This is a genomic window from Bradyrhizobium sp. AUGA SZCCT0176, assembly GCF_018130145.1.
Taxonomy (GTDB): domain Bacteria; phylum Pseudomonadota; class Alphaproteobacteria; order Rhizobiales; family Xanthobacteraceae; genus Bradyrhizobium.
The window spans coordinates 90129-109556 of sequence record NZ_JAFCMB010000009.1 but is presented as its reverse complement, the minus strand read 5'-3'; the positions used below and the strand labels follow the sequence as shown (position 1 = coordinate 109556).

22 protein-coding genes are annotated in these 19428 nt (G+C 62.4%); 20 read left to right on the top strand and 2 right to left on the bottom strand.

The features are described from left to right. Positions 1-86: 86 nt before the first annotated feature. Both JQ600_RS37425 and JQ600_RS21825 read left to right on the top strand, forming a co-directional pair. The gene (locus tag JQ600_RS37425) at positions 87-1430 is read left to right on the top strand and encodes an MmgE/PrpD family protein (protein ID WP_212385908.1); all 1344 of its coding nucleotides are present in this window, start codon (positions 87-89) and stop codon (positions 1428-1430) included. Between the two features lie 48 nt (positions 1431-1478). Further along, the gene (locus JQ600_RS21825) at positions 1479-1856 is read left to right on the top strand and encodes a carboxymuconolactone decarboxylase family protein (RefSeq protein WP_192734580.1); all 378 of its coding nucleotides are present in this window, start codon (positions 1479-1481) and stop codon (positions 1854-1856) included. Positions 1857-2031: 175 nt separating this feature from the next. Here the strand turns inward: JQ600_RS21825 and JQ600_RS37610 are convergent, their stop codons facing one another. After that, positions 2032-2625: an enoyl-CoA hydratase-related protein gene (locus JQ600_RS37610; protein ID WP_249146561.1), complete on the bottom strand. Its 594-nt coding sequence runs from the start codon at positions 2623-2625 to the stop codon at positions 2032-2034. Positions 2626-2856: 231 nt separating this feature from the next. On the opposite strand from JQ600_RS37610, the gene JQ600_RS21815 reads away from it, so the two are divergent. From JQ600_RS21815 to JQ600_RS21780, 8 genes are all read left to right on the top strand, one after another. Further along, complete coding sequence (locus tag JQ600_RS21815) at positions 2857-3597, top strand: FadR/GntR family transcriptional regulator (RefSeq protein WP_212268236.1); 741 nt, start codon at positions 2857-2859, stop codon at positions 3595-3597. Further along, a complete protein-coding gene (locus tag JQ600_RS21810; RefSeq protein WP_249133588.1) occupies positions 3594-4532 on the top strand; it encodes an NAD(P)-dependent oxidoreductase in 939 nt (312 codons plus the stop codon). The genes JQ600_RS21815 and JQ600_RS21810 overlap by 4 nt, the downstream gene beginning before the upstream one ends. Before the next feature lie 10 nt (positions 4533-4542). Continuing rightward, complete coding sequence (locus tag JQ600_RS21805; protein WP_212268232.1) at positions 4543-5226, top strand: amino acid ABC transporter permease; 684 nt, start codon at positions 4543-4545, stop codon at positions 5224-5226. Between the two features lie 7 nt (positions 5227-5233). Continuing rightward, complete coding sequence (locus JQ600_RS21800) at positions 5234-5902, top strand: amino acid ABC transporter permease (protein WP_212268230.1); 669 nt, start codon at positions 5234-5236, stop codon at positions 5900-5902. A 1-nt stretch (position 5903) separates the two neighbouring features. Continuing rightward, a complete protein-coding gene (locus JQ600_RS21795) occupies positions 5904-6659 on the top strand; it encodes an amino acid ABC transporter ATP-binding protein (RefSeq protein ID WP_212490100.1) in 756 nt (251 codons plus the stop codon). A gap of 17 nt (positions 6660-6676) precedes the next feature. After that, positions 6677-7471, top strand: a complete 795-nt coding sequence (locus JQ600_RS21790; RefSeq protein WP_212268228.1) for a transporter substrate-binding domain-containing protein — start codon at positions 6677-6679, stop codon at positions 7469-7471. A 66-nt stretch (positions 7472-7537) separates the two neighbouring features. Beyond that, positions 7538-7984: a ribose 5-phosphate isomerase B gene (rpiB, locus tag JQ600_RS21785; protein ID WP_212385910.1), complete on the top strand. Its 447-nt coding sequence runs from the start codon at positions 7538-7540 to the stop codon at positions 7982-7984. Positions 7985-8006: 22 nt separating this feature from the next. Continuing rightward, positions 8007-8954, top strand: a complete 948-nt coding sequence (locus JQ600_RS21780) for a ribokinase (protein ID WP_212385911.1) — start codon at positions 8007-8009, stop codon at positions 8952-8954. A gap of 582 nt (positions 8955-9536) precedes the next feature. On the opposite strand, the gene JQ600_RS21775 is transcribed toward JQ600_RS21780, so the two are convergent. Further along, the gene (locus JQ600_RS21775) at positions 9537-10544 is read right to left on the bottom strand and encodes a tripartite tricarboxylate transporter substrate binding protein (RefSeq protein WP_212490088.1); all 1008 of its coding nucleotides are present in this window, start codon (positions 10542-10544) and stop codon (positions 9537-9539) included. A gap of 133 nt (positions 10545-10677) precedes the next feature. Between JQ600_RS21775 and JQ600_RS21770 the strand changes: the two genes are divergently transcribed. The 10 genes from JQ600_RS21770 to JQ600_RS21725 all read left to right on the top strand — a co-directional run bounded on the left by JQ600_RS21770 (position 10678) and on the right by JQ600_RS21725 (position 19428). Beyond that, positions 10678-11400 carry a GntR family transcriptional regulator gene (locus JQ600_RS21770; protein WP_212385913.1) on the top strand — a complete coding sequence of 241 codons (723 nt, stop codon included), beginning with the start codon at positions 10678-10680 and terminating at the stop codon, positions 11398-11400. Positions 11401-11501: 101 nt separating this feature from the next. Next, positions 11502-12116 carry a glutathione S-transferase family protein gene (locus tag JQ600_RS21765; RefSeq protein WP_212268219.1) on the top strand — a complete coding sequence of 205 codons (615 nt, stop codon included), beginning with the start codon at positions 11502-11504 and terminating at the stop codon, positions 12114-12116. Then, entirely contained in the window at positions 12109-13353 is a 1245-nt protein-coding gene (locus JQ600_RS21760) for a CaiB/BaiF CoA-transferase family protein (RefSeq protein WP_212385914.1), read from the top strand. The genes JQ600_RS21765 and JQ600_RS21760 overlap by 8 nt, the downstream gene beginning before the upstream one ends. Before the next feature lie 24 nt (positions 13354-13377). Then, on the top strand, positions 13378-13986 hold the full coding sequence (locus JQ600_RS21755) for a carboxymuconolactone decarboxylase family protein (RefSeq protein WP_212385915.1): 609 nt from the start codon (positions 13378-13380) through the stop codon (positions 13984-13986). Continuing rightward, positions 13983-14888, top strand: a complete 906-nt coding sequence (locus JQ600_RS21750; RefSeq protein WP_212385916.1) for an amidohydrolase family protein — start codon at positions 13983-13985, stop codon at positions 14886-14888. Before JQ600_RS21755 ends, JQ600_RS21750 begins: the two co-directional genes overlap by 4 nt. A 12-nt stretch (positions 14889-14900) precedes the next feature. Further along, entirely contained in the window at positions 14901-15668 is a 768-nt protein-coding gene (locus tag JQ600_RS21745) for an enoyl-CoA hydratase/isomerase family protein (protein ID WP_212268212.1), read from the top strand. Between the two features lie 6 nt (positions 15669-15674). After that, on the top strand, positions 15675-16556 hold the full coding sequence (locus JQ600_RS21740; RefSeq protein ID WP_212385917.1) for an alpha/beta fold hydrolase: 882 nt from the start codon (positions 15675-15677) through the stop codon (positions 16554-16556). Between the two features lie 95 nt (positions 16557-16651). Next, positions 16652-16873, top strand: coding sequence for a hypothetical protein (locus JQ600_RS21735; RefSeq protein WP_212385918.1), 222 nt, complete (start codon positions 16652-16654; stop codon positions 16871-16873). A gap of 517 nt (positions 16874-17390) precedes the next feature. Next, a complete protein-coding gene (locus tag JQ600_RS21730; protein ID WP_409363253.1) occupies positions 17391-18533 on the top strand; it encodes an ABC transporter substrate-binding protein in 1143 nt (380 codons plus the stop codon). A gap of 22 nt (positions 18534-18555) precedes the next feature. Beyond that, the gene (locus tag JQ600_RS21725) at positions 18556-19428 is read left to right on the top strand and encodes a branched-chain amino acid ABC transporter permease (protein WP_212268204.1); all 873 of its coding nucleotides are present in this window, start codon (positions 18556-18558) and stop codon (positions 19426-19428) included.

The following is a 19428-nucleotide window of genomic DNA, read 5'->3' as shown; positions in this document are numbered from 1 at the left end:
TCAATCTGTCAAGCATAAGATTTTTGTCGACAGGGGATGTCGCGCCGGAATAGGGTCGGAAAAACAAGGTCCGAGGAATTCGCTCAGTGCGGCAAGATGAAGCGCAAGGCGCCGGCACGACATTCGCCGATTTCGTTGCCGGCACGGTGTGGGCGGATGTCGCCGCGCAAAATCACGAGGCTAAACGCTCGATCCTGAACTTCTTCGCGACCGCGCTGGGGTCGGCGAATGATCCTGCCGTCACTGCCGCGTTGCGCACGTTGTTGCCGTTCAGCGGCGCCGCGACATCCGCGGTCATCGGTCGTCTGGAACGGCTCGATGCGCTGGCTGCGTCGTTCGTCAACGCGATTTCGGCCAATCTGCTCGATTTTGACGATACCCATCTGGACACCATCATTCATCCTGCGGCGCCCGTCGCAGCGCCGGTGCTGGCATTGGCGCAAGCGCGGGGATATTCGGGGCAGGCTGTGCTCACGGCATTCATTCTCGGCGTGGAGGTCGAATGCCGCATCGGCAACGCGGTGTCTCCCGGACATTACGCGCGCGGCTGGCACATCACCTCGACGTGCGGGGTGTTCGGCGCGGCCACGGCCTGCGCGAAGCTGCTTGGGCTTCCGGCGGACCAGATTTCTAATGCGATCGGAATCGCCGCCAGCCAGTCGGCCGGGATCATCGAGAACCTCCCCAGTGCCGCCAAGAATGTCAGCGTCGGCAACGCGGCACGCAACGGCCTGTTCTCAGCATTGCTTGCGGCCGAGGGCTATTCCGCATCGCCCCGGGCCATTGAGGGACCGCTCGGTTGGGCGCGCGCTATGGGAGACGAACCTGATCTTGGGCGATTGACGGGCAGCCTCGGCAAGACCTGGGAGATCGCGAAGAATACCTACAAGCCCTATCCGGCGGGCATCGTGTTTCATGCCGTGATCGACGCCTGTTTCAATTTGCGGGCGAAGCTCGACCGCCGCATCGATGATATCGCTTCCATTACAGTGCAGGGCTCGGCGCTGCTGGTGGCGCGCGGCGACCGCCCGGTTCGCAACGAGCGCGACGCACGGGTCAGCATTCATCACTGCGCCGCCTGTGCGCTGCTGCTGGGAACGGCCGGCGTTACCGAGTTCGCGGATGCGACGGTATTTCGGCCGGACATCGTCTCGCTGCGCCAGAAGGTGGGGGCGGAGCTTGACGCCTCGCTTCCGGATGGTGCTGCGCGTGTCATTATCCGCCTGACGTCGGGAGAGACGCTCAGCGAGATCGTGATGGCAGCGAAGGGCAGTCTTGCCGACCCGTTATCGGATCGGGATATCGAAGCGAAACTGCGCGATTGTGCGCGGCTGGGTGAGACCGATTGGGATAAAGATCGCATCATCGATGGTGTTTGGCGTCTCGACGAGCTTGCCGACGTTTCCGGCCTGATGAGGGCGCACGGCTGAGCCGCGCCGCCTTGAAAAACAGTTCTCAAACAATGGAAGGAACCAACGATGACTGAGTTGTTCGACAAGGGCCTGAAGGTTCGCAAGGAAGTGCTCGGCGAGGACTACGTCAACAAATCCATCGCAGGCGCCGACGAATTCACCCGGACGATGGCGGAATGGTCGACTGAGTTTTGCTGGGGTGCTCTGTGGACGCGGCCGGGTCTGGACCGTCGTACCCGCAGCATCGTCAACCTAGCTATGTTAGGCGCACTGGGCCGTCCCCATGAACTGAAGCTGCACGTAAAGGGGGCCCTCGTGAACGGGCTCACGAAGGACGAGATCAAGGAGATCCTGCTTCAAGTCGCCGTCTATTGTGGCATCCCGTCAGGGATCGATGCCTTCCGAAACGCGCGGGAGGCCTTCAAGGAAGTAGAAGAGCAATGACGCGGCCTTCGGGGCGGTTTCATCTGCAATCATAACGGGCAAGAGATCATGTCGCGGTTTGCCGTTCAGATACCGCGACATTCTCAGCGCCGAGTGAATATGATTTCACTGGACCACGGATGCTGGACATAGCTCAAACTTGCCCATGATGGATTGGAACGAGAGTTCAGGTTTTTCAATCAGTTAGACGGCGGCGTGTGCACGATGTGTGCACCGAGAGATCAAAGAAATCTAGCAGCATCCAATATGAGCAGGCTGAACGGAACGGCGCTGCGGTCAGTGGTGATGTGTGTTGTCGTCCGATCGCTCCACTCATTCGCCTCGGAACTGCGGGCGGCGCTTGGCGACAAAGGCGGCGACTCCCTCCTGCGCGTCGCCGGTGTCGCTGGCTTCCACGATCGATTCTCTCTGCGTCGAGCAGATCTGACAACCCCGTCTCGAATGACTGCCGCAGCATGCGGCGGACGGCGCCGTAAGCGCGGGTCGGCCCCGCGGCAAGCGTGGCGACGATGGCAGCCGCTTCGCTCTCAACTGCGTCGCTTGGTCTCAGACGCGATACCAATCCGAAGGCGAGCGCCTCCTGCGCGCGCCGCATCCCGACCATACGCGGTAGGAACCAGGTGTTGCCGCCGTCGGCGGTGAGGCCGAGCGCGCCGTAACCCAGTGCGAACCGCGCCGCAACGACGATGTCCGCGACATACATCAGGCCCAACCCGCCGCCTGCGCCACCGCGCACCGCGGCGACAACAGGTGCGTCGATGCTGGTCAGCCGCTCGATCGCGAGATGATAGACGGCGCGAGCAATGGTTGGTGTGGCCGATCTCGGTGGCGAGGGCTTTGATTGAAGCTGTGGTCACCGCGGTCAAAGGCTGAACCTGTTGATCGGTTTCCCCCGCATTTGACTGCCACTCATGCTGACCGCCGCGCCATTAGGGGCTTGACGTCTACACCCTGGTCATCCTACTGGTCTTACCAAGATAACATCCAAAAGATTGCGGGAATGGAACTCAAGCGAGCGGCCGAGGGTGAAAAGGGCTTCCAGAAGGTCTTTGCCTTCCTACGCGACCGGTTGATCGTCGGATCACTCAAGCCGGGCGACCGCCTGGATTCCGAGCGCGAACTCGCGACACAGCTCGGCGTCAGCCGGCCGCTTGTCCGGGAAGCCCTGCGCGCGCTAACCATGCTCGGCATCGTCGAAATACGCGACCGCATCGGCACCGTGGTGACGCGTCCTGACGTCTCGGTCCTGAACGACTTCTTCACCTTTGCGCTGGCCCAGCAGGCGGACATGCTGGATGACGTAATGCAGGCCCGCGTCGCAATCGAATGTCAGGCTATCAGGCTGGCCTGCGAACGCGCCGGCATCGCCGATTTCGAACGCTTGCAACGCGCCCTCGCGAATATCGAGGAAACGATCGATGAGGCCGATGCGGGCGGCATGGCCGACTTCGAATTCCATCGCGCCATCGTGTTGGCATCGCGCTCGGAAACGCTGACGGTTCTGCATAATTCGGTGGCGGGCCTTTTGACGCGCTCGCATCGAAGCCGCCGCGAACTCGTGCAGTCGTTCCCCTCGATGAAGACGTACCTGATCGACGATCACCGGCGCATCTTCGAGGCGGTCATCGCACGCGATCCGGAGCGGGCGGATGCCACGCTGCGCAAGCATTTTGAGATCGGCGACGAATACAGAAGGCGCGCCGTCGTCGGCGAGAAGGAAGGCCGCAAAGCATCGCGCTGACTGCAACTCCAACCAACAAGAAGACGAGTAAGCGTATGGGACGGGATGGCAAGGGAAGCGTCGGCTTCATCGGCATTGGCACGATGGGCCGGGAAATGGTCCGCAACCTTCTGAAGGCCGGTCACGCGGTCCGTGCCTTCGACCTCAACGAGGCGGCCGTCGCAGACGTCGCAAAGGATGGCGCGGTCCGCGCGCAGAACCCGGCAGACGCCGCGCGGGACGCCGACATCGTCATCACCATGCTGCCCGACACGCCGCATGTCGAAGCGGTGATCTATGGCGAGCACGGGCTCCTGAAGTCGCCGCCTCCCGGCAAGCTGATCGTGGACATGAGCACGATCTCGCCGGTTGCCGTCCGCCGCATCCATGCGGATCTGCAGCAGGCCGGCGTGAGCTTCATGGACGCGCCCGTCTCCGGCGGACCGCTCGGCGCGAGAGATGCAGCGCTGTCGATCATGGCCGGCGGCGAAGCGGAAGCCTTCGGCAAGGCTGAACCGTTCTTTGGGGCCATGGGCACCACCATCACCCATGTCGGCGCGTCCGGCGCTGGACAAACGGTCAAGCTCTGCAATCAGCTGATTTGCGGCATCAACATCCAAGCGATTTGCGAAGCGCTCGCTCTGGGTCGCGCCTCCGGCGTCGACCTGGACCTGCTTCGCCGCGTCCTGTTGGGCGGCTCGGCCGCATCCTGGATGCTGGACAAGCTCGGTCCGGCGATGATCGGAGGCGACGTCGGCGCCGGCTTTCGGATCGACTTGATGCTCAAGGACCTCAGGCTGGTGCAGGAGCATGCCCAGGCGTTGAACGTACCACTGCCCGGAACCGCGCTCGTCACCAGCCAATATGTCGACGCGCGGGCGCACGGCGAAGGCGCGAACGGTAATCAGGCTCTGTTCCGTGTCTACGACCGCATGACCAATCAGAGCGCTGGATGATCCTGTTGCAATGAATATCGAACTCGACTTTCCCGCGGTACTGGAACGGTGGCCGAACTTTCTCGGCGGCGCCATTCTGACGCTCGAACTCGCGTTCCTCGCAACAGTTTCCGGAGCTCTTATCGGTACACTTGCGGCCGTAGGCCGCGGAAACCATAGCCGGCTGATTGCCCGCATTTGCAAAGTCTATGTGGAAGCCATCCGCAATACACCGCTGCTGGTCCAGATATTCCTGGTCTATTTCGGACTTGCCAGCATCGGACTGAAACTGTCCGCCTTCACCGTTGCGGTGGTTGCTCTGACGATCAATGTCGGGGCCTACACGGCCGAGATCATGCGTGCAGGTTTCGAGGCGATCCCGCGGGGTCAGATCGAGGCGGCCGAAGGGCTCGCGCTCTCGCGCTTCCAGATCTACTGGCACATCATCCTGCTGCCCGCCGTCGAAAGGGTCTATCCGGCGCTGACCAGTCAGTTCGTTCTGCTGATGCTCGCCTCGTCGGTCTGCTCGCAGATATCCGCCGAGGAATTGACGGCCGTAGCCAACTACATCCAGTCGGATACCTATCGAGCCTTCGAGACCTACATCATCGTCGCCGTGCTTTACATTCTGCTGTCGCTGGTCATGCGCGCGGGATTCTGGGGCCTCGGCCTCGTCCTGTTTCCGCGCCGGCGACGGCTCGGCACGGCGTTGTGAGGTAAGCATGGGCGGACATCTCAACGCTAACCACCTGCTTTTCCTCGGCCACGGCGCGCTATGGACGATCGGGCTTTCCCTGATCGCTCTCATTGGCGGCGGTATCGTCGGCTTCGTGATCGCACTCGCGCGCATTTCTCCCTTGAGGTCCGTGCGGCTTCTCAGTGCCGCCTATGTGCAACTGGTTCAGGGTACGCCGCTCCTCGTTATCCTGTTCCTCGGCTATTTTGGACTGGCAGCCATTGGCCTCAAGATGTCCCCGCTTGCAGCCGCCAGCGCTTCGCTCACCCTCTATGTCGCCGCCTATCTCGGCGAGATCTGGCGCGGCTCGATACAATCGGTGCCAAAGCCGCAATGGGAAGCGGCGGAAGGCCTGGCGCTGAGCCGCACCCAGCGCATGATGAAGGTGATCCTGCCGCAGGCGATCCGCATTGCGACGCCGCCCACCGTCGGCTTCATGGTGCAGATCATCAAGAACACCTCGCTCGCCTCGGTGGTCGGTTTCGTCGAACTGATGCGCTCGGGTCAGATCGTCAACAACTCGCTGTTCGAGCCGTTCATCGTCTACGCGATCATCGCCGCCGTGTACTTCGCCATGTGCTACCCGCTGTCCCTGTTCAGCCAGAAGCTGGAGCGGCGGATGGGACGTGGCAGTGCCAACTTCAGTCTGGCCTGACATGCAGCAACCCGCATCTTCCACTCCCATCGTGTCGCTCCGCGACGTGCAGAAGAGCTTTGGCTCGCTGAAGGTGCTCGATGGCGTGAGCTTTACCGTCGAGCGCGGCGAGGTCCTTGCCGTCATCGGCCGGTCGGGTTCCGGCAAGAGCACCGCGCTACGCTGCATCGACCGGTTCGAGAAGGTCGACGGAGGCGAGATCACCGTCTGCGGGCGCAGGGTTGATCTTCCAGACGTCGATCTGCGGGCTCTGCGACAGGATGTCGGTATCGTATTCCAGAGCTACAACCTGTTTCCGCACCTCACGATCGAGCAGAACATCACGCTGGCGCCCTGCTCGGTGAAACGAATGTGCCTGTCCGAAGCGAAAGCGCTGGCGCACAAGGTGCTGGCGCAGGTCGGCCTCGAAGAGAAGATTCATGCCTATCCCGAGCAGCTATCCGGTGGTCAGCAGCAGCGTGCCGCCATCGCGCGTTCACTCGCAATGCAGCCCAAGGTCATGCTGTTCGACGAGGTGACTTCGGCGCTCGATCCCGAACTGACAGGCGAAGTCCTGAAGGTAATCGAACAGCTCGCTGCCGATGGCATGACCATGATGATGGTCACGCACGAAATGGGTTTTGCCAAAGGCATCGCCGATCGGATCGTCTTCATGCATCGCGGCAAGGTTCACGAAACCGGGCCGGCCTCGATCCTGACGTCGCCAACTACCCTCGAACTCGCGCAGTTCGTCGGCACGGGCAATTTGAAATCATAACCGGAGGAAAACAAATGATGAAAAACAGGAAACTTTTGGGCGCGGCCATTTCGGCATGTTGCCTTCTCGCACTGGCAGCGCAGCCGGCTTTTGCCGACCTGCTCGACGACATCACCAAGGCCAAGAAGATCCGCATCTCGACCGACCTTGCGATCCCGCCGTCCGGCATGATGGACAGCAGCATGAAGCCGACCGGCTCCGATGTCGAAGTTGCCGAGATGCTGGCCAAGGATTGGGGCCTCGAGCTGGAATTCATCCAGACGACTGGCGCGACGCGGATCCCGAATGTGCAGACCGGCAAGGCCGATATCATCATATCCACCCTGTCGGTCACGCCTGAGCGGGCCAAGGTTATCGATTTCTCGAAGAAGTACGCCACGCTGCAATCGGATATCGGTTGTCTGAAGTCACTGAACGTCAAGGACTGGCCGGACCTTAAGGACAAGACCGTGGGCGTCTCGCGCGGCACCACGCAGGATACGATGCTGTCGAATATGAAGGACAAGGAGCTGAAGATCGCGCGCTATGATGACGATGCCACCGGCGTGACGGCGGCCGTCTCCGGCCAGGTCGATTGCGTCGGCTCGTCGGCCACGATCATCAACCAGATTGGCGTCAAGAATCCGGCGCGCATTTTCGAATCCAAGATCCCGCTCGCCAGCTTCGAACTCGCCATCGGGCTGAAGAAGGGTGAGCCGCGCCTCCTGGAGAAGCTCAACGCGTGGATCACCGAAAACGTCAAAAACGGCAAGCTCAACGCCATCTACAAGAAATTCCACGGGGTCGAGCTGCCGCCCGACATGCGTGGTTGAACGAAGCCCAACCGTGACAGCCGGGTGCGGCTGTCACGGTCCCAAGAACAACGAAATGGAAATCACATGCGCCTCGTCATAGGATCCGACCACGCCGGCTGGCCGCTCAAGCAAGCCGTCATCGACCATATCCGCAGCCTCGGCCACGAGGTCGTCGATGTCGGCTCCTATGACGAGAAGCCGGTGGATTTTCCCGATATCGCGCGGGCCGTGGCCAAGAAGGTCACTTCTGGCGAAGTCGCGCGCGGCATCATGGTGTGCGGTACCGGTGTCGGTGCCTCGATTGCGGCCAACAAAATGAAGGGCATCCGCGCCGCGGTCTGTCACGACGTCCATTCGGCCCATCAGAGCGTCGAGCATGATGATGTGAATGTCATGTGCATTGGCGCCCAGATCGTCGGACCGTGGCTCGCCAACGATCTGATCTCCTCGTTTCTTGCCGCCGAGTTTTCGACGGAAGAGGATTTCCGGCGACGCGTCCAGAAGCTTCACGAAATGGATGCGGAAGGCTGAGGTTTTTGCTTGGGGGCGGGCGATGATCCTTGTGTTCGGCTCACTCAATGTCGATCTGGTCGCCAGAGTGCCGGTCATTCCCGGCCCCGGCCGGACGGTGCTCGCTCCATCCTATGAAATCCACTTCGGTGGAAAGGGAGCCAACCAGGCAGTCGCCGCCGCACGGATCGCCGGTCCTGGAAAGGTCCGTATGGCGGGCCGGCTGGGGCAGGACGTGTTTGGTGATGAGGCTCTCAAGAACCTGACCGGCAACGGCATCGACACGAGCCGTATCGTCAGGGTCCATGAGCCGACGGGCTGCGCGTTCATCACCGTAGATCCGAACGGAGAAAACGCGATCACGGTGGCAAGCGGCGCTAACAATACGGCATGCGCCGCCGACGTCTCGGAGACACTCTTGAACGCCGACACCGTTCTGGTGCTGCAGATGGAGGTGCCGTACGCCGAGTCCCTCCACCTGGCGTGCAAAGTCAAGTCGGCCAATGGCAAAGTCATCTGGAACCTGGCGCCGGTCCCGGATCAGATGATAGGCGCGACGATCCGCGGTCTGCTCGACGCGACGGATTACCTCATCGTCAACGAGCACGAGGCGCTCGACCTTGCTGCCGCGCTCGACGCAGGCGTGACGGATTTCGAGGCCGCCTGCGGCTGGCTGGCCAGATCCGGCGGGTTGACTTGCGTGGTGACAGCTGGAGCACAGGGAGCCATAGCCGTGACGGCCGACGATACCCGTTTTCGCGCGCCGGCGCCGAGCATCCAACCGGTCGACACCATCGGTGCCGGCGATACGTTTGTTGGCGCCTTTGCTTCCATGATTGGCGAAAAATCGTCGCTCAAAAAGGCGTTGGAAGTCGGATGCGAGGCCGCCGGCTTGAGTTGCCTCAAGGCCGGCGCGCAGCAGGGCATGCCGATGAGAGACGCATTACGCGAGGTGCCGCCCAGGGGGCCAACGACAGTTCCTCCGACATAGCACCCGCACTCAATGCGTGGGATTTGACGCCGGTGCGCCGATGGCTAACGTTCCACTTTTTTCTTTTGGCCGAACGAACGCCCGATCTGGGCTGTCGATCAAATGATGAAGGCGGTGTCTGGTCGCCGCTCGGTGAAGCGCCACGGTTGATTCGCCGCGGCACAGCGGCAGTGAACGTCGCCGGTCAGCGTGTCAGTCGTACTCCACCCGGCCCGAGGGATAGCTGGAGGCGTTCGCGACGAGTAAGGCGACTACGAAGCTCGAATGCAACGCATCGTCCGAGATCGGCGATATCACGATCACGCCCAACCTGCCGCGGCATCAATTGATCGCGATCTTTCGGCAAAAGATCTGTAGGCGATCGCAACAGCGCTTTTGAAGATCGCAGTCCAGGGCGAACGCCTGCCCGAGGCTGTGCTCAAGATGACGGGCCTCTGAAGGGGTTCTCGCGGCAAAGAACATCGCGCTGGTGGATTCGCCCGTGAGTGGAGACGTCGCCGGCATCGGCAACATCCTTTGTGAGTATGCCGACCTCGCAATGGGTATTTTCGAGAGTCCCCACAAATGCAGCTGACGTCCCGCTCAATCGGCTTTCACTCCGGATTTCCTGACAACATCGGCCCACTTGGCACGTTCGGTATCGACGAAGGCGCGGGTTTCGGCTGGCGTCATGGTCACAGGCACAAGGCCGTTGGCTTTGAACCGGGCGTGCACGCGTGGATCCTTCATCGCCTCGGCGAGGGCGGCGCTGATCTTGTCCACGATCGGCTGAGGTGTGCCTTTCGGTGCGACCAGCACATTCCACAACTCGGCCGCAAAATCCCTGATCCCGGCCTCACGCGTGGTCGGGACGTCGGGAAGTTCATCGGAGCGCACGGTACTCGTCACGGCAATCGGAACGATATTGCCGGCCTTCACTTGATCCGACGTGCCGGGGATGGTCAGTACACCGAGGTCGGCGTGCTTGCCGACAAGGTCATTCAACAGCGGCGCGTTACCCCTGTAGGGCAAGTGCATGATTTTGACGCCGGCGTCGAACAACAGCCATTCCATCGCGAGATGGCCGGGCGAGCCGATCCCCGATGTGCCATAGGTCAACTGCTCCGGCTTCGATCTGGCCAGCGCGATCAATTCTGACATCGACTTCGCGCCAAGATCGGACTTGGCGGCGATCAGCATCGCCGACGAGCCCATATGGCCGACATAGTTGAGATCATTGCCGGGGCTGAAGCCAAGATTACGTCCGAGCGGTTCAAGCAATGCCGTGGTGCCGACGCCGCTGACGCCGAGCGTATAGCCGTCGGGCGCCGCCGTCGCGACCGCCTTGATGCCGATGGCGCCCGCGGCGCCGGCGCGGTTGTCGACAACGATCGGCTGCTTGAGCGAGATCGCCATCCTCTCGGCGAGTACACGCCCCGCGATGTCGGTCGCGCCGCCCGCCGGGAACGGGATAATCAGCGTGATCGGTTTCGCCGGGAAGTCCTGGGCCTCGGCCGTCGGAAGTGGGCCTGCCATGGCAGCAACAAACGCCAGGGCCGATGCGGCGCAGGCAAGACGTGTTGGCAGCATGAGACGGATTACAGAAGCCATGGCCTCCCCTCCTTTTTTGCGCAGGCAAGCGCCATGACGCGGAATGCGATCTTGAATGTAACAGGTCGTTAGGCTAGGTTATTATCCTATTTACTGCAAGTCAGGCCGGAATCCCATATATGCAGACGTTGTCATGAGCACCCTCAGCCAAAGCGCCGTGCCGCGTTACATCCAGCTGGCAACCCTGTTCCGCCGACATATCGAGACGGGACGGTGGAAAGTCGGCGAGCAGATCCCGACGGTCGATGAACTCGCTTCCGAGGTGGGCGTCGCACGGGCAACGCTCCGGCAGGCGCTCGGCATCCTCGAGAGTGAGCAATTGATCGAGCGGTTCCGCGCCAAGGGCACGTTCGTGCGCCGCCAGCCCAAGGATCATCTGTGGTGTACGATGGAGACCAATTTCGCGGGGTTGCTCCGTGCACGCGAGGGCGCCACGATCGAAGTGCTGTCGGCCGCCGACGGTCAGCTCCCGATGATCGTGCCGCACGGCATCGGTGAGTTGGCTCCGAGCTACAAACGGCTGCAGCGCAGGCACTCGCGCGACGGTGAAGCCTTTCTGCTCGCGGACGTGTTCATCGACGAGCGGCTCGTGCCGCGCATTCCGCCCGACGCGTTCACGTCGAAGACGGCGCTGAAGCTGGTGGCTGACGTTCCAGGCCTCGTCATCAAGGATGCGCAACAGACATTGACGATCGGCGGTGCCGATCTCGAGACAGCCGAACTGCTCGGCGTGCCGCTTAATGCACCCGTCGCTTTCGTCCAGCGTACCGCCGTCGATGAGGAAGGCTACATCGTGCTCATCGCAGACGGCATCTATCGCGGTGACCTGGTGCGGGTCGATATCAAGTTGCGCTGAGCCGTGCCGCGGCAGCGCGTGTGCGGTCTGCAGTAGACAGCGCATCAAAAAGGCTATAAAGCTAGCTTTTAGCGCTTTAGGTACCGAAAAGAGTTCCCATCGTGAAGCTGCACTGGTCCCCACGGTCCCCGTTCGTCCGCAAAGTGATGATCGCGGCGCATGAGCTCGGGCTTGAGCAACGGCTGACGCTGCTGCGCACCGTCGTCGCCATGTCGAAGCCGAACGAGGCGCTGCTGTCGGACAACCCCGTCGGCAAAATTCCGACGCTGGTCCTGGACGATGGAACGGCGATCTTCGACAGCCTGACGATCTGCGAATATTTCGACGCGCTCGCGGGCGGCGGCCGGTTGTTTCCCGCGTCAAAGCCGGAGCGCTGGAATACCCTTACCCGGCACGCCTTGGCCAACGGCTTGCTCGACGTGCTGATCCTCTGGCGGAACGAGCGCGACAAGCCGCAAGCCCGGCAGACGCCGGAATGGATCGCAGGCTTTGCGCTGAAGACGCGCGCGGCGCTCGAGCGTTTCGAGCAGCTCGCGCCGCGTCTTGGCGATGCGCCGTTCGACATCGGCCACATCGCAATCGGCTGTGCCCTGTCGTATCTCGACTTCCGCTTTGCCGATCTCAACTGGCGGGCCGGTCACCCGGCACTCACGGCATGGTATCAATCGTTCAGCGAGCGCCCGTCCGCCAAGGCCACGGAGATCGTCGATGGCTGAAACGGACAAACGGCAGCGCACTGGTCCGCTGTCGCATCTCAAGGTGCTGGACCTTGGTCGCATCATGGCGGCGCCGTGGGCAACGCAAATGCTTGCCGATCTCGGCGCCGACGTCATCAAGATCGAGCGTCCCGGCAGCGGCGACGACACGCGTTCATGGGGGCCGCCGTTTCTGGAAGATCGTGACGGCAAGCCCACGAAGGAGTCGGGCTACTACCTGTCGGTCAATCGGGCCAAGCGCTCGGTCGCCATCGATCTGGCCGCGCCCGAGGGTCAGGAGTTGGTGCGCCGGCTGGCTGCTGACGTCGACATTGTGATCGAGAATTTCAAGGCTGGCGCGCTTGCTCGCTACGGCCTCGACGCGGCGACGCTGCGCGCGAAGCACCCGAAGCTGATCTATTGCTCCATCACCGGCTTCGGCCAGGACGGGCCGCGTAGCAACCAGGCCGCCTATGATTTCGCCATTCAGGCCATGGGTGGCCTGATGAGCATCACGGGCGAACGCGACGGCCAGCCCGGCGGCGGCCCGCAGAAGGTTGGCGTGCCGGTCGTCGACATCATGACCGGCATGTACGCAGCGGTCGCCATCCTTGCCGCGGTCGCCCGGCGCAACGAGACCGGCCAAGGCGAAACGATCGACCTTGCGATGCTCGATGTGCAGGCCGCGTTCCTCGCCAATCAGGCGATGAATTTTCTGGTTGGCGGAAAGACGCCGCAACGCGGCGGCAACCGTCATCCGAACATCCAGCCGCAGGACGTATTTGCCTGCGCCGACGGGCATCTCGTGCTCGCGGTCGGCAACGATGGGCAGTTCTCCAAGCTGTGCGAAGCTATCGGGCGGTCTACGTGGTCGACCGACGCATGTTTCGCCAGAAATGCCGATCGCGTTCGCAACAACGCCATGCTGACCGGCCTGCTGACGGAGCGTTTCCGCGATTTTTCGCGCGACGATCTTGCCGCACGGCTCGATGCCGCCGGCGTGCCGTGCGCGCCGATCAACTCCATTCCGCAGGTGTTCGACGACCCGCAGATCAAGCACCGGCAGATGCTGCGGCACTTGCCTCACCAAAGTGCCGGCACTGTGCCGCAAGTCGTCAATCCGATGCGCTTTAAGGATGCCGCGTTGAGCTTCGACGCCGCGCCGCCATTGCTCGGCCAACATACGCACGAAGTCCTGGCCGAGATCGGCTTCGACGCAGCGGCCATCCATGCGCTCGCGGCGCGCGGCATCATCTGAAATCAAGCGATGCGAAGGAAAGTCATGGCGCGCATTCCTCTGCCAACCCCCGATGAGATGAGCGCGGATCAGCGTCGCGTCTACGATGCGGCCGTGTCTGGGCCGCGCGGACAGTTGATCGGGCCGCTGCGTGCCGTCATCCACTCTCCGGAACTTGCGGCGCGCTGGTCGAGCCTCGGGGAATATCTGCGCTACCAGACGTGCCTGCCGCCATTGCTGAAAGAGCTTGCGATTCTGGTGACTGGCCGGCGCTGGACCAGCCAGATCGAGTGGTGGGTGCACGCCAGAGCGGCAGGCGAAGCTGGGTTGGCCGCGGCCGCCATCGAAGCGATCCGCGTAGGCAAGGCGCCGCAGTTTGAAACCCGCGACGAAACCATCGTCTACGAATTTGCCCGCCAGCTCCAGCAGCAGGGCGAGCCGGATGTCACCACCTATCGCGAGGTCGAGCAGCGCTGGGGCGTGCGCGGTGTCGTCGAACTGACCGCACTCGTGGGCTACTACACGATGGTCTCGATGACGCTCAACTCGCATGAGATCCCGCTTCCCGACGGCGTCGAGCCGCCGCTGAAACAACTCGGCAACGGGTTGACGCTATTGCCGCCGGCGCTTGTTTCCAGATCGGAAAAGTCATGACCGGAGCATCGCAGCCGCCAACGATCATCGCTCCGGACGCCAGCCCGCCGCGACGGCCGCTTCCACCGGGCGCGTGCGATGTGCACAGCCACGTGTTCGGCCCATTTGACCGCTTCGTTTCGTCTGCGCCGTCTGTCTATGCGCTTCCCGAAGCCACGCCCGATGTGCACGCGAAGATTCGCACGAAACTCGGCTTTGCGCGCGGCGTCCTGACCCAGGCGGCGCCCTACGGCTTCGATCCGTCGGCGATGCTGAATGCCCTTGCCGCCTCCGCGGGCGCGCTCAAGGCCGTAGCCGCAGCCGATACAACGGTGAGCGACGCGACGCTCGCTGCCTGGAAGCTCGGAGACATCGTCGGCCTGCGCTTTGTCGAGGCACACGCTCCTGGCGGCGTGCGCTACCCCGGCAGCGTCGGCTTCGATCAGTTCGTCGCGTTGGCGCCGAGAATTCGCGAGCACGGACTGCACGCCCAGCTCTGGGCCGGCACCGTCCAATATCTCGAGTGGTTGCCGCGCCTGCTGCCGCTCGGCGTGCCTCTCGTGCTCGACCACATGGGCAAGCCGGATCCCGCCCGCGGCGTTGCCGACCCGGGCTTTCAGCTGCTGCTCGCGGCGCTGCGCGAGGCGCGGATCTGGGTCAAATTGTCAATCTGCCGGGTGTCGTCGGCTGCGCCCGAATACGCCGACGTGCGTCCGCTTCATGACGCGCTTGTCCAAGCCAATCCCGACCGCGTGTTGTGGGGCTCCGATTGGCCCTATGTGCGCCTGTCACCCGCGCCGGATGCCGGGCATTTGCTTGATCTGTTCGACGCCTGGACGGGCGACGCCGCGCTTCGCACCCGCATTCTCGTCGATAATCCCGCACGGCTCTACGGGTTCGACGCCGCAGCCCCGCTTGACTGAGAGGAAACCACGATGACCGAGACCTATGAAACCTGCCTCGTTGACGTCGCCGACTACGTCGCGACGGTCACGATCAACCTGCCGCCGGTGAATGCCCAGAATGGAAAATTCCGGGAAGAGATCACGCGGATTTTTGACAGTTTGGGACAGCGACCGGACGTTCGCGCCATCGTGCTCACCGGGCAGGGCAAGCTGTTTTCGGCCGGCGCCGACCTCAAAGACCGCCCCGACCCGAGCGTGCCGGGCGCCTACACGACCCACGGACGTAAAGTGCGTGAAGGCTTCAACTGCGTCATGGAGTGCGAAAAGCCGGTGATCGCGGCGCTCAACGGCGGGGCCATCGGCGCCGGCTGCGTGCTGGCGCTCTGTTGCGACATCATCGTCGCCGCGGACGATGCCTATCTGTCGATGACCGAGGTCGATTATGTGCTCGCGGGCGGCGTCGCCCATGTGCGCCGCCATTTCGGCGAGTCGGATGCTCGCCTGATGATCTACACGGCGCGTCGCGTCACCGGGCAGGAATTGCTGCGCATGCGCGTAGCGTCAATGTCGGTGCCGCGCGATGAACTCATGGAGACGGCGCAAGGAATCGCCCGCCAGATTGCGTCGAAGAGCCCGCTCGCCGTGCGCGCCGCCAAGAAATCGTTCCTGGTCACGGAAAACCAGCCGTTGCAGGAGGGTTACAAATTCGAGCAGTCGCAGACAGCGATGCTCGCCACCACGGCGGATTTCAAGGAAGCGCAGGCCGCCTTCCGCGAGAAGCGTAAGCCGACGTTCTGACCGACCATGATCGCTTCCGTGCGTGAAACCGACGATGCTCCGATGCGCCGGCTTGCTGTGGCGATCTTTTTCGTGTTCGTCGTCTGCGATGCGGCGTCAACTGCGGCGCAGGCGCCGCGAACGCGCGAGGTCGTCACCTATGACGACGTTGCCATCGACCTGATCGCTGAGGGCAGCGGTCCGCTCGTCGTCATGTTGCCGTCGCGTGGACGCGGTTCCGAGGACTTCGACGAGGTCGCCGCCGGCATCGCTGGCGCCGGGTTCCGCGTGCTGAGGCCGCAACCGCGTGGCGCCGGCCGCAGCACCGGGCCGTTGGAAGGCGTCCGTCTGCAGGACCTCGCGCGCGACGTTGCGTTCGTGATCAGTCGCGAAAAGGCCGGGCCCGCGGTCATCGCGGGGCATGCTTACGGAAACTGGGTAGCCCGCATGACGGCGACCGATCATCCCGAACTCGTGCGCGGCATCGTGCTTGTCGCGGCAGCCGCGAAGACGTTTCCGGACTACCTGCGCGACGATGTGCAGCAGGCCGCGGACTCGCGTTTACCGGATGACGTGCGTCTCGCCGCCTTGCGCCGTGGTTTTTTCCTGGAAGGCCACGATGCATCGGTCTGGTTGAACGGCTGGGCGCCGGCCGCCCACCGCGGCCAGGGCGTCGCTGCCGCCGCCACCAGCCAGGCGGAATACTGGCAGGCGGGCGCCGTGCCGATACTGGACCTGGTGCCTGATAGCGACCCATTCAAGCCCAGAGAAAAATGGTACGAGAGCCGCGACGAGTTCGGCGGGCGCGCCACTGTCATGATCATCCCGCGCGCGAGCCACGCATTGATCCCCGAGCAGCCGCAGGCCGTCGTTAAGGTCATCGTCGACTGGGTCCGCAAACTGCCATGACGTTGTTCGGCACGTCATACCGACATCGCAGTCATCGCCCGCGCTAACTCGCACTTTGCGTCGAGGCTGGGTCTCGACAATAGCGGCGTGCAGGGTTGCGATCAGTAGAGTTCATCGAGCATTCGACGGAAGTCGTCTCGCGTGGTCTCTCGCGGATTCCATTGGTTGTAGCCGGCAGCAAAGCGAGATCGGTAATCTCGATCGTCTCCGGGACGCATCACATCTATATCGGCCGTGTCGTGGCGGCAGCCTCGCTCGATCAGCATGCGTTGCTCTACAGGGACGGCCTGTTCCGGAAGCTGGCGGCGGGGTGCTGAGGTGAAGTGCGCGCGTTTTTCCGGAAGCGCCTGCGCAATAGCGCTTGACCGTACCAGCGTCGATGTCTTGCGCAGATCGCCGAGAACTAGGGTATTTGGGGAGGGTATCGCAGGTTCGGACGGAGTATGGAAAGCGGGGGCAATCCAATTACTTTGGCCTTCGAAATGAGCTAAGCGCCTAGGGGCGTTCGATCGCCTTCCACCCCACCAGGAGTGCCTCGAACGCGGAGATCCGCGCGCAGCATGGGCGTTTTTAGTCCGCAAGACCTGTTGCTCAGTAACCCGAGGATGGATGCAATTGATATGCGCACGCGTCCATGCAGGTCGCCATAACTAAACGCTATGGCGGCAGATTGCAGTTGTGGTTCCCCCGGTCTGGCCCGCGACCATAGTCTCATTGTCACAAACCGGATGCGCCCGTTCGCGAGACGGTGAGCTACGGTGAGGCAAGCCGCCAGTGTTTTGGATGGAGGAGGTCATGATGCACAAACTTGATCGCAGGGCATTCTGCTTCGCTATGGGCTTGATCGGGCTGGGGGTTGGATCGGTCGATGTCTGGGCCCAGGATGCAACGATCCGCCTTGGCATCGTCGCTCCCATGAGCGGGCCGAACGCCCGCTACGGTTCCTTCTCGCTGCGCGGAGCCCAACTGGCCATAGAGGAAATCAATAATGCCGGCGGCGTTGTTGGCCGCAAGATCGCGATCAATTCGGGCGACAGCCAGGGCACGCCGGTCGAAGGCGTTTCGGCCACGCGCCGCCTGATCGACCTGGACAAAGTCGACTTCATCATCGGCGACGTGTCGAGTTCGGTGACGCTCGCCATGCAGCCCGTCGCCGAGGACGCGGGCGTATTGCTGCTCAATGCCGCCTCGTCCAACCCGAAGATCACCTATGCTGCGGGCGTCGGCGGTTTCAAATGGACGTTCCGTAACTATCCGACCGATGAAAACCGCGCCCTCATCGTCATCCAATATGCTGCCGAGAAAAGAGGCTTCACGAAGTTTGCCGTGCTCTCCGTCGATACCGACTATGGGCGCGCGGCAGTCGACTTCACGAAGAAATATCTTCCCGGGCTCAAGGGCACGATCCTGACGGAGGACTATTACAAGGAAGGCGAGGTCGATTTTCGCAGTGTGCTCGCCAAGATCCGCGACTCCGGTGCTCAGGCGATTATCATGTACGGCAATGCGGACACGACGCCGATCATCGGGCGCCAGATGATCGAAGTCGGCCTGGCCGGCAAGGTACCGCTGATCGGAAATGCGGAATTCAATACCGAAAGCACCATCAAGGCGGCGCCGAAGGCGCTCGAAGGCGCCGTAGAGGCCGCTGCGTGGCTGCCGGCGTGGGACGCTCCGAAGAGCCTCGCTTTCGTGGAGAAGTTCAAAGCCAAATATCGCGAGACTCCCAACAATCACGCTTATGTGCATTGGGAAACCGTGCATCTTCTGGCCAAGGCCATCGAAGCGGCCGGCAGTGCCGACCGTGCCAAGGTCCGCGACGCCCTATCGAAGATCAAGTACGATAGCGCGATGGGCGAGGTGACCTTCGACGATCATAACCAGGCACGCCTGCCGATGATCCTGCTTCAGATCGAGAACGGCAAGCCGGCCATCAAGGGAGCCTACGCAGCCGAAATCAAGTATCCCGCCAAGTGAACGCGAAAGAGGAGTAACCAAAATGGTGTCCGCGATCTTCGAGCAGATCGTCAACGGCATCGTTTCCGGCTCCGTCTACGCCATCGTCGCCGTTGGAATGACGATGATCTTCGGTGTGCTGCGCGCCATCAATTTCGCGCATGGCGAATACTACATGCTGGGCACCTTTGGTGCCTGGTTCGCGATCGAATATTTCGATCTGCCTTATCCCGTTGCGATCGTGATTGGCGTGGTGGCGACCGCGGTCATAGCTGTGGTCGTCGGCCAGTTCGTGATGCAGCGCATCGTGGGCGCCCCGCCGGAAACCGGAGTGCTGGCGACGCTCGGCATCGCGCTGGTCCTGCAGAACACCGTGATCCTCGTCTTCGGCGGCGGCTATAAATTCTTCTCCGGCGGCTACATCGAGCCGGTCTCGATCTTTGGCTTCACGCTGGCAGAGCAACGTGTCCTGATCATCATCGTCTGCATTCTGGTCTTCGTCGGACTGGAATTGATGGTTACCTACAGCCGCATGGGAAAAGCCATGCGCGCGGTGTCCCAGAATATCGAGTGCTGCGCGGTGGTCGGCATCGACGTACCCCAAGTGGCGCTTCGGACGTTCATTCTCGGAGCTTGCCTGGCGGCGTTGTCCGGCGTGCTGACGGCGCCGGTGAATGTCAGCGTCTATGGCGGGATGGGCGAGATCATCACGTTCAAGACCTTGCCGGTCATCATCATGGGCGGGCTGGGTAACGTTCGCGGCACGTTCTTCGCGGCGATGATCCTCGGCATCGCGGAAAGCCTGGTGGCAACCTATGTCGGCCTCCAGTTCCGCGACACCGTCGGTTTTGCAACCTTGATGCTCGTATTGATGTGGCGTCCCCACGGGCTGTTCTCCGCGCAAGCCCGCTTCTGA

Coding starts and splice junctions, on each gene's coding strand:
- JQ600_RS21825 (WP_192734580.1), top strand. CDS start 1,479: ATGACTGAGTTGTTCGACAAGGGCCTGAAGGTTCGCAAGGAAGTGCTC.
- JQ600_RS21815 (WP_212268236.1), top strand. CDS start 2,857: ATGGAACTCAAGCGAGCGGCCGAGGGTGAAAAGGGCTTCCAGAAGGTC.
- JQ600_RS21805 (WP_212268232.1), top strand. CDS start 4,543: ATGAATATCGAACTCGACTTTCCCGCGGTACTGGAACGGTGGCCGAAC.
- JQ600_RS21800 (WP_212268230.1), top strand. CDS start 5,234: ATGGGCGGACATCTCAACGCTAACCACCTGCTTTTCCTCGGCCACGGC.
- JQ600_RS21795 (WP_212490100.1), top strand. CDS start 5,904: ATGCAGCAACCCGCATCTTCCACTCCCATCGTGTCGCTCCGCGACGTG.
- JQ600_RS21790 (WP_212268228.1), top strand. CDS start 6,677: ATGAAAAACAGGAAACTTTTGGGCGCGGCCATTTCGGCATGTTGCCTT.
- rpiB (WP_212385910.1), top strand. CDS start 7,538: ATGCGCCTCGTCATAGGATCCGACCACGCCGGCTGGCCGCTCAAGCAA.
- JQ600_RS21780 (WP_212385911.1), top strand. CDS start 8,007: ATGATCCTTGTGTTCGGCTCACTCAATGTCGATCTGGTCGCCAGAGTG.
- JQ600_RS21775 (WP_212490088.1), bottom strand. CDS start 10,544: ATGGCTTCTGTAATCCGTCTCATGCTGCCAACACGTCTTGCCTGCGCC.
- JQ600_RS21770 (WP_212385913.1), top strand. CDS start 10,678: ATGAGCACCCTCAGCCAAAGCGCCGTGCCGCGTTACATCCAGCTGGCA.
- JQ600_RS21760 (WP_212385914.1), top strand. CDS start 12,109: ATGGCTGAAACGGACAAACGGCAGCGCACTGGTCCGCTGTCGCATCTC.
- JQ600_RS21755 (WP_212385915.1), top strand. CDS start 13,378: ATGGCGCGCATTCCTCTGCCAACCCCCGATGAGATGAGCGCGGATCAG.
- JQ600_RS21750 (WP_212385916.1), top strand. CDS start 13,983: ATGACCGGAGCATCGCAGCCGCCAACGATCATCGCTCCGGACGCCAGC.
- JQ600_RS21745 (WP_212268212.1), top strand. CDS start 14,901: ATGACCGAGACCTATGAAACCTGCCTCGTTGACGTCGCCGACTACGTC.
- JQ600_RS21740 (WP_212385917.1), top strand. CDS start 15,675: ATGATCGCTTCCGTGCGTGAAACCGACGATGCTCCGATGCGCCGGCTT.
- JQ600_RS21730 (WP_409363253.1), top strand. CDS start 17,391: ATGGGCTTGATCGGGCTGGGGGTTGGATCGGTCGATGTCTGGGCCCAG.
- JQ600_RS21725 (WP_212268204.1), top strand. CDS start 18,556: ATGGTGTCCGCGATCTTCGAGCAGATCGTCAACGGCATCGTTTCCGGC.